A 17292-nucleotide genomic window follows, 5' to 3' on the forward strand; every position below is an offset into this window, starting at 1 on the left:
TTGACGTTGCCCAGCGCGCGCCGAGACTCTATACCATCCAACGCACAATCGAGGACGACATGAGCGTGGCTGAAAAATCCCAGAAGAAATCCGGCGGGCTTGGCGAAACCGTCAGCGTCGTCGTCCAGGCGCTTTTGCTCGCCCTGGTCATCCGCACGCTCTTGTTCCAGCCCTTTTCGATCCCGTCGGGATCGATGCGACCGACGCTCCTGGAAGGCGACTATCTGTTCGTCACCAAATGGTCCTACGGCTACTCGCGCTATTCGCTGCCTTTCGGCCCCGATATCTTTTCGGGCCGCATCTGGGGCTCCGAGCCCAAGCGCGGCGATGTCGTGGTGTTCAAGTTCCCGCCGGACCCTTCCGTCGACTATATCAAACGCGTGGTCGGCCTGCCCGGCGACAAGATCCAGATGAAGGACGGCCAGTTGTTCATCAATGGCGTGGGCGTGCCGCGTGTGAAGACCGGCCAGATCGATAATCCCGACGTCACGGAAAAGGACTATCCGATCGACGTCTATCGTGAGACCCTGCCTAATGGTGTCAGCTACGACACGCTGGACCTGTCGCCGAATTCGATCGGCGACAACACCCGCGAATTCGATGTGCCGCCCGGCCATTATTTCATGATGGGCGACAACCGGGACAACTCCGCCGACAGTCGTTTCACGGTCGGCTATGTTCCGGCGGAAAACCTGGTTGGCCGCGCCAATCTCGTTTTCTTCTCGATCGCCGGCAAGGCAAGCCCACTCGAAATCTGGAAATGGCCGTCGCTGATGCGCGCGTCGCGCCTGTTCCACTTCGTCAATTAGGGATGGCAGCGGCAAAACGCCTGACCGCCGATGCGCTCGCCGAAGCGCTTGTGGAACGCACGGGCCATGCCTTTGCCGACCGCCAGCGCCTGCAGCGCGCGCTCACCCATGCCAGTGCCCGTGGCGCCAATGCCGGCACCGATTACGAGCGCTTCGAGTTTCTCGGCGACCGCGTTCTCGGCCTGGTCGTCGCCGACATGCTGCTGGCCGCGTTTCCCGATGCGGCGGAAGGCGAGCTGTCGCTGCGGCTCAACGCGCTGGTCAACGCCGAGGCGCTTTCGGACATTGCTGAACATATCGGGCTGCCGGACTTGATCCGCGCCGGATCGGATATACGCGGGCTCGATGGGCGCAAGCGCGTCAATCTGCGCGCCGACGCCTTGGAATCGCTGATCGCCGTGCTCTATCTCGACGGTGGGCTGGAGGCGGCGCGGGCTTTCATCCACAAATATTGGCTGCCGCGTTCGCAGGCTTCGGGCGCGGCGCGCCGCGACGCCAAGACCGAATTGCAGGAATGGGCGCATCAGGCCGCGAGTGCGGTTCCTGCCTACCAGATCGACAGCCGCGAGGGGCCGGACCACGACCCGCTGTTTACGGTCAGCGTCAGGGTCGGCACGTTTCAGCCGGCAGTCGGCAGCGGCCGTTCCAAGCGCGAGGCGGAGCAGGCGGCCGCGGCTGCCCTTCTGCTGCGCGAAGGTGTATGGAACGCGGCATGACCGATATCGAAACTGCTGAACCCCCCGCCACGCACTCCGGTTTTGTCGCGCTGATCGGCGCGCCCAATGCTGGCAAGTCGACGCTCGTCAACCAGTTGGTCGGCGCCAAGGTGTCGATCGTCACCCACAAGGTGCAGACGACACGCGCCATCGTGCGCGGCATCGCCACGCATGACAATGCGCAGATCGTCTTCGTCGACACGCCCGGCATCTTCAAGCCCAAGCGGCGGCTCGACACGGCAATGGTCACCACCGCCTGGGGCGGTGCCAAGGACGCCGACATCGTCTTGCTGCTGATCGATGCCGAGCGCGGCATCCGGGGCGATGCCGATGCCATCCTCGAACGGCTGAAGGACGTGCGCCAGCCGATGGCGCTGATCCTCAACAAGGTCGACCGGGTCAAGCACGAGACGCTTCTGGCCCTGTCCGCGGCGGCGAACGAGAAAGTGCCGTTCAAGCGCACCTTCATGGTCTCGGCGCTGACCGGTTCCGGCTGCAAGGACCTGCTCGACTATCTGGCGCAGGCGCTGCCGGCCGGCCCCTGGTACTATCCGGAAGACCAGATTTCGGACCTGCCGATGCGCCAGCTCGCGGCTGAGATCACGCGCGAAAAACTGTATCTGCGGCTGCATCAAGAATTGCCCTATTCCTCCCATATCGAGACCGAGAAATGGGAAGAGAAGCCGGACGGCTCGGTGCGCATCGACCAGACCATCTATGTCGAGCGCGACAGCCAGAAGAAGATCGTGCTCGGCCACAAGGGCGAGACCATCCGCGCCATCGGCCAGGCGGCGCGCATGGAAATCGCGGGCATTCTCGAGCAGAAGGTGCACCTCTTCCTGTTCGTCAAGGTGCGCGAAAACTGGGGCGACGATCCCGAGCGCTACCGCGAGATGGGACTGGAGTTCCCGCATTAAGGTCGAAATCGACACAGCACTCGTCAGCTGGTTGGTCGCCACGCCATATAAGCTGTGAGGTAACGGCACCGGATCTAACGTCGCCGTCCCAGCGCCAGCAATACGCCATTGACAAGATGCTCCGCGTCGACGGCGTTTTCGAACGGGACCACTGTTGTCGCATAGTCGACCGGCGAAAAATCGAAGCCACCGGCATTGATCAACGCCGCCTGGCGTGTTGCCGCCTCCATGTTGCCGAGTTGCGCATAGCAGGCGGCCAGGCGCGTGCGGATCCACGGCGTTGGCCGCGTCGCAAGTTCCAATGCCTCCGCGGCCGGCCGGTATTCGCCCAGCATGTAGAGCGCCAGCGATCGATCGTATTGGTACCAGTGAGGATTGAGCGGGTCGATCCTGATGGCGCGCGCCAGCCAGCTGAGCGCCTCGAGCGGTCGGCCGCGCATCGTCAGAAGATGGCCCATCTGCTCGATGCATTCGGCGTCGCCAGGATTAAGCTCGAGCGCGATCTGCAAATGATGCTCGGCGGCCTGATGGTCGCGCATGCTGAGCCGGACCAGCGACTGAATGCGGTGCGCCGTCGCCTGGTCGGGAGACAGCGCGATACCCCTTTCCGCAAGATCGCGGGCTTTTGCCAGCATGGAACTGCTGGTGGGTCCGAATTCGCTGTTCAGCACATAGGACAGCGCCAAATACGTGTGGGCGAGGCCATAGGAAGGATCCTTCGAGATCGCCGCCTCGAACAGTGCCGCAGCTGCCTTCAGGTCGCTTTGCGCCGGGTCGCGCATCAAGGCGACGCCGCGCAATACCAACTCATAGGAGGCGAGGCTGGTCACCGGCCGCCGCGAGGCGCGCGTCAGTCCGGCATTGCTGACCTTGACCACCAGCCGACCGACGATCTGCTCGACGATGTCCTGCTGGATCGTGAACAGCCCGGCAGCCTCGGCCTGGTAGCGATCGCCCCAGAGCTGCGCTGAATTGGCGGCATCGATCAGACTGACCGCGGCGATGATGCGCTCCGCTTGTCGCCGCACCGAGCCTTCAACGAGATAATCGGCGCCGATTCGCGAGCGGATGGCTGGCCACTCGGCGGGCGAATGGGAGGCGAACGAAAAGCTCGAATTGCGCGCCAGCACTGTCACCGTGCCGAAGCGGGCAAGGCCATTGATGATGTCTTCTGCAAAACCGTCGACAATCTCCTGATTGGCTGGATCCGCGCCGTCGTTGCGAAATCTCAGCACCGCCACGATTGGCTGTGCGCCGGATTCGGGTACTGCTTCCGTCTCCGGCACCAACATGTAGCCGCGTTTCGACACCGTCCGCACCCGTTCCTCGCCCAGCACCTTACGAATTTCGCGCACCGACTGCGTCAGCGAATCCTCGGTGACGAAAACTCCAGGCCAGACCGTATCCATCAGCTCCGATTTCGGCACCACGCGGCCGATGTGGCAGGCAAGGTGGGTCAGCAACGCGTAGGCTTTCGGGCGCAGGAAGGCCGGCTGGTCGGCACGGCTGAGCGTGCCTTTGCCCAGATCGAGCGTAAAACCGCCGAATTGAAAAACCTGACCGGTGGCCGAGACCGCCATCAAAGGCCCGCTCCTGAAGCCATGCCGGCATTGGCCTACGGCGAGCGGGCTGGGTCAAGGGCCAGTGCACTTTCATCGCCAGAAAGACGCAGCGCCTGGCTTCGGGCGCCGCGACAATTGCGTTGCGTTAGACTGTGCCGGCGACGGCAAACCGCGTCTTTGGCCTGCGCACGAAACTTTCCGTGCCATAGTGGGCGACGATGATGACCGCGATGACTGCCCAAATGCCGACACCGAGCCATTGCTGCTGCACGTAGTCGCCGCCCGTGAACACCTGGCCCAGGAAGCGCACGCTGTTCTGGTGGGTGAAGTGCATGATGAAGGCGAGAAGCACGCTGCCGGTATTCTGGTAGAGCCATGTGAAGACCACGGCAGCCAGCAAGACATTGATCGTGCCGTACAGGCTGAGGTCGCCGACCAGCCCAAGCGGAAAGTGCCAGACTGCCCAGATCACGCCGAGGATCAGGCTGCCGGCCAGCGCCGAATGACTGGCGAGCAGACGTGATGTCGCAAAGCCCCGCCAACCGGGCTCCTCTCCGAGCGGGCCGCTGAAGATGGCGTAGAGCGCGATGATCGGCACCATCTCGGAAAACGCCGGAATATTAGCCCAGGCTGGTGCTGCGGCGCCAAATAGCGGATTGATCATGATGGAAGTCAGCTGTGTTGCGAACGGCAGGCCGAAGGCCACCAGGTACCATGTCGGATGCACCCGCCACTTTACCATCGAGGCGAGGATCGCCTTGACTGAAGTCCAACCTCCGGAAAGAGAGGCGACGATGAAGCCGGCGGCCATCGGGCCAAACGTAAACCAGGGAATACTGTCGCCATTCGACAGCCAGAACGGGATGAAGCCCAGCCAGGTCAGGCCAAGCGCCAGTGAAAAGAAGGTGGTCAGCTGGTGCCTTCGCACCATGCTCAGGAGGGAAATCATGTCAGGTCCTCTCGACGGGCAGATTGGTCAGGAGAAGTCGCCGGGCTGCCCGATCGGTCGACCTGCATCTGGAGACGAGCCGAATGTGTCCGGCCGTTGATCGACCGCTCTGGCCGACCTGCCCTTATTGCTTCTTGTGCCGCCAAAAATCCCGAGCAGTTTCTGAAAGATTTCCGATATTTCTGAAGGGCTGGCCTTTGCTCGGCAGCCGGGGCGGAGCCGATGTGGAGGCCGGCCACGGACTGCTACCGGGCACCGCGTCCCGATTGGCGCCATCTCACAGTCTTGCCGGACGGCCTCCCGACCGTATCGCCGCAGATGCCAGGGCCGTTGGCGTTGCCAAGGGACGAATGTCGCCTGGCGATGCGTCGGGAAAAAAACAGCTGCGTATTTGTAATTTGGAACAGGTATGGCCTCGCGAGTTCCAGCGTTTTGTAGTGATACCATGCGTATACACCTATTTAGCCGGGAAATTATTCGTGTATATATTGATTATATGACGTTGTTCCAATTGTGCCATTTGCTAAAATGGCAAGTGTTATTTGTGCAACACAACATTATTCTGTTCACGGAATCAACATTATTTCCGAAACAGTCATTGAAGGAGGACGATTGATGGGTATGTTCGCCGCGAAAAGGGGACGCGGTGCGAGCCTTTTTCGTTGTGGGGATGAGGCGGGAAAACATATCCGCCAGCCACAAATCCGAAGCCATTTTAACTTTGACTGGAGAGGTCAGAAAATGAACATCAAGAGCCTCCTTCTCGGCTCAGCCGCGGCACTGATCGCGGTATCCGGCGCGCGCGCCGCGGACGCTGTCGTCGTCGCCGAGCCGGAACCGGCCGAATACGTCAAGATCTGCGACGTCTACGGCGCCGGCTACTTCTATATCCCGGGCACCGAGACCTGCCTGCGCATCGGCGGCTATCTCCGCTACGACATGGGCGTCGGCGATTCAGGTACGCTGGATGGCGTCAATAACGTTGCCGATCACATGGACGGCGATAGGCACGACACCTACTATAAGAACATGCGTTTCACGTTGAGGACTTATACCGGCCAGGAAACCGAGCTCGGCACGTTGAAGACTTTTACCGAGACTCGCTTCCAGTTCGGCAACTCCTCCGGCGACTATTCAGGTGACGGCACTGGCTGGCAAGCTGGCAACAAGACCACCACTCTCAACTTCGCCTGGATCCAGCTCGGTGGCCTGCGCGTCGGCAAGGATGAAACGGCATACGACCAGTTCATCGGTTATGCCGGCAACGTCATCCAGGACACGATTATCCCGTATGGCATCAAGGACACCAACGTTGTCCAGTACTACTTCGACGCTGGCAGCGGCTTCACGGGTGTGATCTCGCTCGAAGAAGGCACTGGCGTCAACACGATCGACAGCTATGTTCCGCACGTCGTCGGCGGCTTGAAGTACAAGGCCGATTGGGGTGCGATCACCGGCGTCGTCGCCTATGACAGCAACTACGAGGAAGTGGCCGGCAAGGTTCGTTTGGACGTCAACGTCACCAAGGAACTGTCGCTGTTCGTCATGGGCGGCTACGGCACGACAGACAACAGCGACGTCTGGGCTCCAAGCGGCCGCACCCAATACAAGCCCTGGGGTGGCAACTGGGCTGTCTGGGGTGGCGGCACCTACAAGTTCAACGAGAAGACCGCGTTCAACGTCCAGGCTTCGGCTGACGACGACAAGAACTACGCTCTTGCCGCAAACGTCGCCTACACCATCGTCCCGGGCTTCACGGTCACGACCGAAGTCGACTGGGATCACTACGGCAATTACGGCAATCCCTCCCTCTACGGCAACTGGTCCAAGGCCGACAAGAAGGACAGCGTTGGCGGTATCGTCCGCTTCCAGCGCAATTTCTAATCGATCGACTGACCTTACCAGGCCGTCCGCAGCATTTGCTGCGGGCGGTTTTTTATGTGCTGTTGCAAGAGTCGGTCCCAGCGCAAGCCCATACCTTGATTTCGCCACCCGATCGGTGAAAAGCTCTAGAAATGGAATGGCGCGACGAGGGAATCATTCTCGGCACCCGCAAGCATGGCGAAACCAGCGCCATTCTCGAGGTGATGACGCGCACGCATGGCCGCCATCTCGGTCTCGTTCGCGGCGGCCGTTCGCGCAAACAGCAGCCTGTCCTGCAGCCAGGCAATCGCGTCGATCTCTTGTGGCGGGCACGTCTTGACGAGCATCTCGGCACCTTCCAGGCCGAGCCGATCGAGATGAACGCCGCGCGGCTGATGGACAGCGCCATCGCCGTCTACGGGCTGCAGACCATGGCGGCGCATCTGCGTCTGCTGCCGGAGCGCGACGCCCATGGCGGCCTTTACGAAGCGCTTTCGGTGATGATCGTCCATCTCGACGACGCCGATGCCGCCGGCGAACTGGTGGCACGCTTCGAGCTTCTGATCCTCGATGAACTCGGCTTCGGCCTCGATCTAAGCCGCTGCGCCGCCACCGGCACGCAACAGGACCTCGCCTATGTCTCGCCGAAGTCGGGGCGCGCGGTGTCGCGTGAAGCAGGCTTGCCGTGGCGCGACAAGATGCTGGCGCTGCCGGCCTTTCTGCAGCGCGGTTCCGGCCTGCGCGCGGATCCCGGAGCTGTCGAGGACGCCTTCCGGCTCACCGGCTTCTTCTTCACCCGCCACGTCTATGAGCCGCGCGCCATCGAGCAGCCGGATGCCCGCCTCGGCTTTCTTGCCGCACTGCGCAAGCATCATGCAGCGCGCAAGACCATTGCCGGAGAGAATGCCGCCAGAGAAGTCATCACATGAGCGAGGTTGAACTCTATCCGGGCCGCGTCTCGCCGCTCGGCTTGGGCACGATCCCGCACGCCGACATCCTGGAATATACCGGCCTGGAATTGCTGCAGCGCATCGTCGATGGCAAATATCCGGCGCCGCCGATCTCATTTCAGCTGAATTTCACCCTCACCGAAGTCTCGGAAGGGCGCGCTGTTTTTCACGGCATGCCGGGCGAGCGTCACCTCAATCCGCTGGGCAGCGTGCATGGCGGCTGGGCGGCGACGCTTCTCGATTCGGCTTTGGCCTGCGCCGTGCAGACACTGCTCGAAAAGGGCGAGGCCTATACGACCGCGGAATTCAAGGTCAATTTGACACGGCCGATCACGCCCAGGACCGGCGAGGTGGTCTGCGAAGGCAAGGTGGTCCACAAAGGCCGTACGCTTGCCGTTTCGGAAGCGACGCTGAAGGATGCCGGCGGCAAGCTGCTGGCTTTCGGCACCGAGACATGTTCCATATTTCCAGCCGCCAATCTGGCGGCACGTTGAGTTTTCCAGCTGTCCAGCCGTCGCCTGGCCGCCGTATTTGAATGTCAGTGAGATGAAACGTCAGTGAAAACTGGCCTGGTTTGGGGGAACCGCCATGTTTGAGAGCCTGATCGGCCTTGTCGCCATCATCGCCTTGTTCGTCATCATTTCGCGCCAGCAAGGCCGCATCGGCCTGATCGAGCGCGAACTTGGTGCGTTGCGCAGCCTTGTGCTTTCAGGCGCAGTGCCATCAGTGGTCAAGCCGTCCGAACTGGCGGCCACCGATGGCAAGGAGGACGCGGCGCCGGTGCCGGCGGCAGCGGCCGATATAGCTCCAGCAGCAGTGAGCGAGCCGACCGCCGCACCGATGCCCGCTGCAGAAGCGGAAGCTCCGTCCGGCGAGATCATGTCCGGGCCATGGACCGCGGGCGAGCCGAAGGCAACGGAACCCACCGAACCTGCCACAACGCCGAAAGCCGCCCGCCAGTCCGATGTCGAAACGGCGCTCGGCACCCGCTGGGCGGTCTGGGTGGGCGGCATCGCGCTGGCGCTGGGCGGGTTGTTCCTGATCCGCTACACCATCGAGGCTGGCATTTTCGGTCCCGGCGTGCGGCTCACCATGGCCGCGGTGCTCGGGCTGGTCCTGGTCGTGGGCGGCGAGTTCATCCGCCGCACCGGCTTCAAGATGCCCGTGCAAGGCGCCGCGGGCGCTTATATTCCGGCAATCCTGACAGCGGCGGGTGCCTTCATCCTGTTCGGCACCGTCTACGCCGCCCATGGTATTTACGGTTTCATCGGGCCGGCGCTCGCCTTCACGCTGCTCGGCGCCATCGGCGTGGCGACGATCGCGGCCGCTCTCGTCCACGGCCAGGCGTTGGCGGGCATCGGCCTTGTCGGCGCCATGGTGACGCCGGTGTTGATCGCCTCGCAGGCGCCCAATCCCTGGGCGCTGTTCGGCTATCTGGCGATCGTGCTTGCCGCCACCGGTGTCATCGCCCGCATGCGCGATTGGAAGCTGCTGATGGCGGCGGCCTTTTTCGGCACCGGCATCTGGACCATCCTCTACATGACAGACGCACCGGGGGCGAACCTCTCCGCCATCCTGTTCATCAACGCGGTCACGCTCGCCGTGCTCGCTTTTGTCTGGCTCGGCCGCCGTGGCGACGAGACTGGACCGGCCAGGGCTTTCGACTGGCCGTCGATCGTGCCTGGGCTGTTCGTCGCATTCTCGGCGCTGGGCCTGTCGGTCGACCCGGTCTTCGCCGCCGCCGGCGATGCGTTGCCGGCGGCAGTGCTGCTCGCCGTGATGGTGGCCGTCGCGGTCTATCGACCGCTGGCGCTGCCCCTGCTTTTCGCGGCCGGACTGGCGACGGTGCTGATCTATCTCGGCATCATCCCGCCGACCTCGATCGCTTCCGATTTTTCGGGCGGCGCTCTTGGTGTCGATGGACTGCCGCTTGCAACCTCCAACGCGCTGACATGGCGCATCGGCATCGCGCTGGGCCTGGTCTTCATTGGCGCCGGTCTCTGGGCAGCCCGGAAGTTCGCGGCCTCCTCCTGGCCGCGGTCCGCCTCCTGGGCGGCATGGGCCGTCGTCGTGCCGCTGGTCGTTCTGCTGGCGCTCTGGTTCACCTTCGGCAATCTCGACCGCGACTTTGTTTACGCCGGCATCGCGGCATTGCTGGTGGTGATTTTCGCCGCCGGCGGCGAGTGGATCGCAAGGGCCGAAGCGCAGCCGCTCAAGGGCGGAATGGCTGTGTCATTTGCCTTGGGCGGCGCGGCAATCGCCGGCCTCCTGATGCTGCACATGGCTTTCGGCTCGGGCTGGACCACCATGTTGCTGGGTGCCGCGGCCATCATACCGGCGCTGGCGACACGCTGGCGTTCTTATCCGGCGCTCGGCTGGATTTCTGTCGGCGCCGTGATCGCGGTGCTCGGCCGCGTCGCCTTCGATCCGACAATCGTCGGCGCTGAATTCCTCTCCACGACGCCGGTGTTCAACTGGCTGCTGCCGGGCTATGGCATACCGGCGCTGGCCTTCGGTTTTGCTGCCTGGCAACTCGCCCGCACCACCGATGGCCGGCCGCGCCTCGCCATGGAAGCGGCCGCGGCGCTGTTTGCGCTGCTAGCCGTTGCCATGCTGGTGCGTCACGCCATGCATGGCGGCGTGATCGACACGGGTGCCATGACGCTCGCCGAACAGGCGATCTACACGCTGATCGCGATCGGCGCCGGCGCCATCCTGGTCGCCATCGACATGCGCTCGCCAAGTTCGGTGCTGCGCTATGGTTCGATGGCCGTCGGCGTGGTCTCGGTCGCCTTCATCGTTGTCAGACATTTCGTGGTGCTGAATCCGCTATTCACCGACGAATCGACAGGCCGGATCCCGGTGTTCAACCTGTTGTTCCTCGCCTATTTCCTGCCGGCGGTCGCCGCCGGCGGGCTGGCGCTTTACGCCGGGGACAAGCGGCCGAAATGGTATGCGCAGATGTTGGCGCTGGTGGCGGCGCTGCTTGCCTTTGCCTATGCCACGCTTTCGGTGAGGCGGCTGTTCAAGGGCGAGTTCATCGGCCTGTGGAGCGGGCTTGGCCAATTGGAAACCTACACCTATTCGGCGCTCTGGCTGGTCATCGGCGTGGCGCTGCTCACCGCCGGCGTCTGGCTGAAGTCGCAGGTGCTGCGCATTGCCTCCGCCGGGCTGATCGCTGTCGCCGTGCTGAAGGTCTTCCTCTTCGACATGTCCGAACTGGAGGGCGTGCTCAGGGCGCTGTCCTTTATCGGGCTCGGTGCCGTGCTGATCGGCATCGGGCTATTCTACCAGCGGCTTTTGACGCGGGCGGCGAAGGAGGGAAGCGTAGCATCTTGAAGGAATATGCAACGTAGAATATATGAATATCCATCGGAGGAATTCCATGCCGCTCTACATCCGTGACGATGAGGTGGATGCGCTGGCAACCAGATTGCAGCGCGAGACCAACGCCCCGAGCAAAACGGAGGCGGTTCGGATCGCGTTGGTACACGAACTTGAGCGCAATCGCGCCACAGTGCCGCTTCGCGATCGGATTGCGAGGCTACAAGCCGAGGCCAGGAAGCTTGGCCTGCCCACCCCCGATTTCGACATGAAGAAATTCACCGACGAGATGTGGGAAGACTGATGTTCGTCGACGCATCGGTGATCGTCGGAATTCTCAATTGGGAACCTGGGTGGGAGGAACTGGTCAAGCGGCTTTCCGGTTTTGCCGGCCCGCTCTACGTATCTGCGCTGGTGCGTTTCGAGGCGACGCAGGCAGTGGCGCGCGCAGCCGCGGGCTCCCACAGGCCGGATGCTGAAGCCCTTCTCAGGGCTCGCGATCTGATCGATCGTTTCATTGTGGAAATTGGCGCGGAAAATGTGGTCATCGGCGAAGACATTGGCTCCCAGGCCATTGATGCAAGTGCGCGCTATGGCAAGGCTGTCGGCCATCAGGCCCAACTGAATTTCGGCGACTGTTTCGCCTACGCTTGTGCCAAAAGTCTCAATGTTCCGCTGCTCTACAAGGGCAATGATTTCCCGTTTACCGATTTGGGATAATTCGGCTTCTTGTTGATTGCCGGGAATAATTTAGCCGATCACGTCGTTGTCTCATTGCTTGGGTGACCGGGGCGGCGGACCGCTTCGCGCTGGCCGCTTGCGCCGCGCCGGGAAGGCGCGTTCAATCGAGATCAACAAAGGCGACCTCAGAACCAGCGGTCATGGACGAAAAGAAGGCAGCAATCCTTGGCGAAATACCGCGCCTGCGCCGCTACGCACGCTCGCTTTTGCGCGACCGCGATTCTGCCGACGACCTCGTCCAGGACTGCCTCGAACGCGCACTGCTGCGGCTCGAGAACTGGCAGACGGGAGAGAGCCCCAGGAGGTGGCTGTTTACGATCATGCATCATTTGTTCATCGACCAGATGCGCAAGGTGAACCGCCGAGGCGAGGCGGCGATGCTGCCGCTGGAAGCGGGCGAGGCGGTTGCCCAGCCGGCCGAACAGTTGGAGGGCATCGCCTCACGCGAAATCATCAATGCTTTGCAGGCGATCAGCCCCGATCGCCGCGCCGCGCTTGTCATGGTCGCGATCGAGGGCTTTTCCTATGCCGAAGCCGCCAACATTCTGGGCGTGCCCGCCGGCACGCTGATGTCACGCATCGCGCGTGGGCGTGAGGAATTGCGTGGGTTGCTGGATGATACGGCGCGCCGCCGCACGATAAGGATCGTCGAGAAATGATCCGCCGCGATTTTTCCGAACGTGACATCCACATGGCGCTCGACGGCGAGCTGCCGGCCGACGAGCGTGCCGCCTACGATGCCTGGCTCGAAGCCAATCCCGAGATGAAGGCCAGGAGCGTCCGCTTCACCGCCGACCGGGAGGCATTGCGCGCCGCCTTTGGCGGCGTGCTGGATGAGGCTGTACCCCTGCGTTTGCGCAAGGTGGTGCTCGGCGAGGCGCCGCTCAGGGTCGCCGCGCCACGCTCGCGCTGGTGGCTTGCCGCTGCTGCGGCCGTGCTTCTGGCCGCGGGCGGATTTGGCGGCTACTTTGCCGGCATCGACGGCTTCGGGCAGGAGGATCCGGCTGAAGACAGGCTCGCCGAACAGGCGATCGCCGCCCATGTCATCTTCGCCGCCGAGAAGCGGCATGCCGTGGAAGTGCCTGCCAGCGACAAGGATCATTTGCAGACCTGGCTGTCCAATCGGGTCGGCTTGAGGCTGGTCGCCCCGGACCTGACCGCCAACGGTTTTCAACTGATCGGCGGCCGGTTGCTGCCGGCCGGCGAAAGCAAGGCCGCGATGCTGCTCTACGAGGACGACAAGGGTGAGCGCATATCGCTCTTCGTCACCGCGGAATCGACGGAGAACGCCAAGGGCACCTATGCTGCGGCGCAGGACGGGCCGCAGGCCGTCTATTGGCTGGACAAGGGCTATGGCTGCGCCGTCGTCGGCTCGCTGCCGCGCGAGCAATTGGCGGTAGTGGCCAAAAATGCCTATGGCCAGCTTCTGGCTGGTCTCGCGAGCTGAGCGGGCTGTGATCTTCCGCCACGGGCAGGCTTCAACGGCGATCTTGCGCAAAGCTTGCCGGCCTCCCTGCCGCCACGGAAACTGTCACAATTCGGCCCTAATCAAGGAGCGATAGCGCTTGATGAATACCGGCGCTTCGGCCGGTGTTCGCGACGCTTTTGACCGGGGCCGTTTCCGCAACGCAATCGAGGTTTCCTCAAGCCGCATGCCTGCCGAGATCCGCACGGCCCGCGCGTCCGACGTCGATGATCTCGCCGCCATCGAGAAAGCTGTGTTCTCGAGCGATCGCATCTCCCGCCGCTCCTTTCGCCAGTTCATCGAGCGTGAGACCGCCGAGACGCTGGTCGCCGAAATCGATGGCCGCGTCGCCGGTTATTCGATCGTGCTGTTTCGCAAGGGCAGTGGGGTCGCGCGGCTCTATTCCATAGCTGTCGGCCCGTTTTTCGGGGGACTCGGTGTCGGCCGCCAGCTGCTGTCGGCGGCCGAGGAGGCAGCCTTCGAGCACGACCGCATGATGCTGCGCCTCGAAGTGCGCGAGGACAACGGCCGGGCCATCCGCATTTACGAGCAGGCCGGCTATCGCAAGATCGGCCGCGAGCCGGGCTACTACTCCGACGGCGAGACGGCGCTTCGTTATGAAAAGACACTGCGCGGCGATCTCCCGGTCGCCACCAAGGTGCCGTTCTATCAGCAGACCTGCGAGTTCACCTGCGGTCCATGCTGCCTGATGATGGCCATGGCCAATTTCGACCGAGGCTTCGTGCCGGACCCGGTGATGGAAATCCGCCTCTGGCGCGAGGCGACGACCGTCTTCATGATGTCTGGACCTGGCGGCTGCGAGCCGTTCGGCCTGGCGGTCTCGGGGTACGAAAGCGGACTTGCGGCGGAGATTTTCGTTTCCTTCTACGGCGCGCTGTTCCTGCAGTCGGTGCGCAGCGAGGACAAGCGCCGGGTGATGGAGCTGGCTCAGGTCGACTTTCGCCGCCGCGCGGAACTTTACGGCATCCCGGTGAATTACCGTTCGTTCACCATCGACGATATCAGAACCGCGATCGCTGGAGGGAAGTTGGTGCTGGTGCTGATCAGCGGCTTCCTGATGTTCGGCAAGAAGGTGCCTCACTGGGTACTGGCCATCGGCGACGATGGCGACCATATCCTGATCCACGATCCCTGGGTCGAGGATGAAAGGCAGGAAACCATCCTTGATGCCGCCAACATTCCCGTGCCTTACGGCATCTTCATGAACATGGCGCAGTTCGGCCGTGACGGACTGCGTGCCGCCATCACTTTGGGAAAGAGATAATGACCTGGGTCATTCTTACCGGCAGGCAGAGCGATCTCGACCAGGTGGCGACACCGCACAAGATCATCACCAATCGCGAGTATCTCGCGCATCCCTCGCTATTTCGCGGCCAGCGGCCGAAGGTCATCAACCTGTCGAACAACTACGGTTACCAGAGCCGCGGCTACTATGCCTCGCTGCTGGCGGGCTCGCGCGGCCACAAGGTCATCCCGACCGTCGAGACGATGATCGACCTGTCCGAGCGCAAGCTCTACGAACATGCGCTGCCGGAACTGGAATTGGCGCTCAACAAATGCCGCAAGGACCTCGGCGGCGCCTTTCCGGCGAAGGTGTGCATCTTCTTCGGCATCGGGCCGTCGAAAGTGTGGGACCGCTTCGCCAAGCTGTTGTTCGACTGGTTCCGGGCACCGGCGCTCGAGGTCCACATCAAGGACAGCGCCGAATGGGCCTCGATCCGCAAGATCGGCTTCCACCCCTTGGCGCGCATGACCGAGGACGAGGAAAAAAGCTTCATCCAGTGCCTTGAGACCTACACCAACCGCGAGTGGCGCGACACCAAGGGCCGCACGCCGGCGCGCTACACCTTCGCCACGCTTGTCGATCCGCATGAGGAACTGCCGCCGTCGGAAATCTCGTCGCTGCGCTACTGGGCCAAGATAGCCGAAAAGATGGGGGTCGAAATCGAGCCCATCACCAGGAAGGATCTCGCCAAGCTCGCCAACTACGATGCGCTGTTCATCCGCGAGACCACCTCGATTTCCAACCACACCTATCGTTTCGCCCGCCGCGCCCAGCAGGAGGGCATGCCGGTCATCGACGACCCGCTGTCGATGATCCGCTGCACCAACAAGGTCTATCTCAACGAGTTGATGGCCTACAACAAGGTGCCGGTGCCTCCCACGGTGATGATCGCCGGTACCTCGGACCTCGAACTCGCCGCGCAGACGCTGGGCTTTCCGTTGGTTCTGAAGATCCCGGATTCCTCCTTTTCGCGCGGCGTCAAGAAATGCGCCAACCTGGAGGAGCTGACGCGGCTCGCGACCGAGTGGCTGGAGGATTCCGATCTTCTGATCGCGCAGAAATTCATCCCGACCGAGTATGACTGGCGTGTCGGCGTGCTCGGTGGGCAGCCATTGTTTGCCGTCCACTATCTGATGGCCAAGAAGCACTGGCAGATCGTCAACCACAAGGCCAATGGCAAGCCCGACCAGGGTGGCATCAAGACCTTCACGCTGAAGGAGACGCCGCCCCATGTCGTCGAGACCGCGGTCAAAGCGGCGCGCTGCATCGGCGACGGCCTCTACGGCGTCGACCTCAAGGAGACCAAGGACGGTGTCTTCGTCATCGAGGTCAACGACAATCCCAACCTCGACCATGGCTGGGAGGATTCCGGCGAAAAGGACGAGGTCTGGGTGCGGCTGACGCAGTGGTTCCTTGAGCGGCTGGACAGGCCGGGGCGGTAGTCAAACCGAGGGAAAAAGATGCTGTTCATCGTGATCGAGGACTTTACCGGCTGCGATCGCAAGGAGATCTACCGCCGTTTCCGCGACCGTGGTCGCCTGAAGCCGGATGAGCTTGTCGTTCACCACAGCTGGATCGCGGCTGATATGAGCCGCTGCTTCCTGCTGGTCGAAGCCGATGACGTCACGCTGCTGCAGCGTTGGGTCATCGAATGGGCGGATCTGGTCGAATTCGAGATCGTTCCCGTGGCGACCAGCAAGGATATGACGCAAGCATTGAGCGGGCACCTTTGACCGTCCAGCCGCCTGCTGTGTCAACGGAATACAGGCGAACCCACCGCGCGCTGGCATTCACGGATCAGCCAATCGCGGAACGCCGCCACGACGTCGCGCCGGCCGCTTCTTTCCGGGATCGTCAGGCAATAGGGCTGGCGCAGCGCAATCGCCCTGGCGGCGGGCCGGACCAGCCTGCCGTCCTCCAGAGCCTCGGCACAATAGACCCCTTGCGCCAGCGCCACGCCCAACCCCGAAATGGCAAGGTCGAGCGCCGCGCGTGACGAGTTGGCCGAGAGGCCGCGCTGCGCTGCCCGGTCGGGCTGGATGCCGGCCGCGTCGAACCAGTTGCCCCAGGACGGAAAAGACGCGCCGGTCGGCCCCCAGTCCGTGTGGATCAGCGGCAGCCCGGCGAGCGGTCCGCCATCTGCCTTGACCATGCTGGCAAGCCTTGGCGCGCAGACGGGATAAACCGCGTCCTGGACGATGTCCTCGGTCGGGTGCTCGCGATAATGCGGCCCGTACGACAGCCTGATATCGATCAGCTCGCGATCGAACGGCATCGGATCGTCATCGCCCCGGAGCGAAATATCGGCAGCGCCATGGCTTGCGACGAAGCCGGCCAGGCGCTGCGAAAGCCAACCCATGGCCATGGATGGCGGGACCGACACCACCAGGCGCGGGCGGAAGACGTCGCCGCCCAGTTCGCGCGCGACGCTGCCGATTTCCTGGAAAGCCATGGTCAGCCGTGGCAGCATTTCCACGCCCGCCTCGGTGAGGACGACGCGGCGGTTGACGCGATGGAACAGCTTGCGGTCCATCTGTTCTTCGACCGAGCGGACGAGCTGGCTGACCGCGGCAGGCGAAACCGAAAGCTCTTCCGCCGCCGCGGCAAAGCTGCCTGTGCGCGCCGCGGCCTCGAACGCCTGCAGTCCTTTCAGCGATGGGGATGTAACCATGATCACCAGATAGGTAAGC

17 protein-coding genes are annotated in these 17292 nt (G+C 62.8%); 14 read left to right on the forward strand and 3 right to left on the reverse strand.

Annotated elements, in window-relative coordinates; genetic code table 11:
• The first annotated feature begins 59 nt into the window (after positions 1-59).
• The 3 genes from lepB to era are packed head-to-tail and all read left to right on the forward strand — an operon-like array spanning position 60 to position 2442.
• A complete protein-coding gene (lepB, locus tag FJ978_RS29910) occupies positions 60-809 on the forward strand; it encodes a signal peptidase I (protein ID WP_140576325.1) in 750 nt (249 codons plus the stop codon).
• 2 nt (positions 810-811) lie between these two features.
• Positions 812-1525, forward strand: a complete 714-nt coding sequence (rnc, locus tag FJ978_RS29915; protein WP_140576327.1) for a ribonuclease III — start codon at positions 812-814, stop codon at positions 1523-1525.
• Positions 1510-2442 carry a GTPase Era gene (gene era / locus FJ978_RS29920; RefSeq protein WP_140576328.1) on the forward strand — a complete coding sequence of 311 codons (933 nt, stop codon included), beginning with the start codon at positions 1510-1512 and terminating at the stop codon, positions 2440-2442. The genes rnc and era overlap by 16 nt, the downstream gene beginning before the upstream one ends.
• A gap of 74 nt (positions 2443-2516) precedes the next feature.
• Here era and FJ978_RS29925 read toward each other — a convergent pair whose 3' ends face one another.
• Together FJ978_RS29925 and FJ978_RS29930 are read right to left on the reverse strand one after the other, a co-directional pair.
• Positions 2517-4022 (reverse strand): winged helix-turn-helix domain-containing protein, encoded by a 1506-nt coding sequence (locus tag FJ978_RS29925; protein WP_140576330.1) that lies wholly within the window; start codon positions 4020-4022, stop codon positions 2517-2519.
• A gap of 127 nt (positions 4023-4149) precedes the next feature.
• Positions 4150-4953 carry a type II CAAX endopeptidase family protein gene (locus FJ978_RS29930; protein WP_013896372.1) on the reverse strand — a complete coding sequence of 268 codons (804 nt, stop codon included), beginning with the start codon at positions 4951-4953 and terminating at the stop codon, positions 4150-4152.
• Positions 4954-5694: 741 nt separating this feature from the next.
• Here FJ978_RS29930 and FJ978_RS29935 point away from each other — a divergent pair.
• The 11 genes from FJ978_RS29935 to FJ978_RS29985 all read left to right on the forward strand — a co-directional run bounded on the left by FJ978_RS29935 (position 5695) and on the right by FJ978_RS29985 (position 16335).
• Complete coding sequence (locus tag FJ978_RS29935; protein WP_140576332.1) at positions 5695-6837, forward strand: porin; 1143 nt, start codon at positions 5695-5697, stop codon at positions 6835-6837.
• Between the two features lie 131 nt (positions 6838-6968).
• A complete protein-coding gene (recO, locus tag FJ978_RS29940) occupies positions 6969-7745 on the forward strand; it encodes a DNA repair protein RecO (protein WP_140576334.1) in 777 nt (258 codons plus the stop codon).
• On the forward strand, positions 7742-8260 hold the full coding sequence (locus FJ978_RS29945) for a PaaI family thioesterase (RefSeq protein WP_013896369.1): 519 nt from the start codon (positions 7742-7744) through the stop codon (positions 8258-8260). The genes recO and FJ978_RS29945 overlap by 4 nt, the downstream gene beginning before the upstream one ends.
• A gap of 94 nt (positions 8261-8354) precedes the next feature.
• Positions 8355-11105 carry a DUF2339 domain-containing protein gene (locus FJ978_RS29950; protein WP_140576336.1) on the forward strand — a complete coding sequence of 917 codons (2751 nt, stop codon included), beginning with the start codon at positions 8355-8357 and terminating at the stop codon, positions 11103-11105.
• Positions 11106-11151: 46 nt separating this feature from the next.
• A complete protein-coding gene (locus FJ978_RS29955; RefSeq protein WP_140576337.1) occupies positions 11152-11394 on the forward strand; it encodes a type II toxin-antitoxin system VapB family antitoxin in 243 nt (80 codons plus the stop codon).
• The gene (locus FJ978_RS29960; protein ID WP_140576339.1) at positions 11394-11810 is read left to right on the forward strand and encodes a type II toxin-antitoxin system VapC family toxin; all 417 of its coding nucleotides are present in this window, start codon (positions 11394-11396) and stop codon (positions 11808-11810) included. The genes FJ978_RS29955 and FJ978_RS29960 overlap by 1 nt, the downstream gene beginning before the upstream one ends.
• A 161-nt stretch (positions 11811-11971) precedes the next feature.
• On the forward strand, positions 11972-12490 hold the full coding sequence (locus FJ978_RS29965; protein WP_013896365.1) for an RNA polymerase sigma factor: 519 nt from the start codon (positions 11972-11974) through the stop codon (positions 12488-12490).
• Positions 12487-13278, forward strand: coding sequence for an anti-sigma factor (locus FJ978_RS29970; protein ID WP_013896364.1), 792 nt, complete (start codon positions 12487-12489; stop codon positions 13276-13278). Before FJ978_RS29965 ends, FJ978_RS29970 begins: the two co-directional genes overlap by 4 nt.
• A gap of 205 nt (positions 13279-13483) precedes the next feature.
• Positions 13484-14581, forward strand: a complete 1098-nt coding sequence (locus tag FJ978_RS29975) for a GNAT family N-acetyltransferase/peptidase C39 family protein (RefSeq protein ID WP_140576387.1) — start codon at positions 13484-13486, stop codon at positions 14579-14581.
• The gene (locus FJ978_RS29980) at positions 14581-16044 is read left to right on the forward strand and encodes a RimK family alpha-L-glutamate ligase (RefSeq protein WP_013896362.1); all 1464 of its coding nucleotides are present in this window, start codon (positions 14581-14583) and stop codon (positions 16042-16044) included. The genes FJ978_RS29975 and FJ978_RS29980 overlap by 1 nt, the downstream gene beginning before the upstream one ends.
• Before the next feature lie 18 nt (positions 16045-16062).
• Positions 16063-16335, forward strand: coding sequence for a DUF3303 family protein (locus FJ978_RS29985; protein WP_013896361.1), 273 nt, complete (start codon positions 16063-16065; stop codon positions 16333-16335).
• A 20-nt stretch (positions 16336-16355) separates the two neighbouring features.
• Here the strand turns inward: FJ978_RS29985 and FJ978_RS29990 are convergent, their stop codons facing one another.
• The gene (locus FJ978_RS29990; protein ID WP_140576341.1) at positions 16356-17273 is read right to left on the reverse strand and encodes a LysR substrate-binding domain-containing protein; all 918 of its coding nucleotides are present in this window, start codon (positions 17271-17273) and stop codon (positions 16356-16358) included.
• Between the last annotated feature and the right edge of the window lie 19 nt (positions 17274-17292).

This window comes from Mesorhizobium sp. B1-1-7 (assembly GCF_006442705.1).
GTDB lineage: Bacteria > Pseudomonadota > Alphaproteobacteria > Rhizobiales > Rhizobiaceae > Mesorhizobium > Mesorhizobium opportunistum.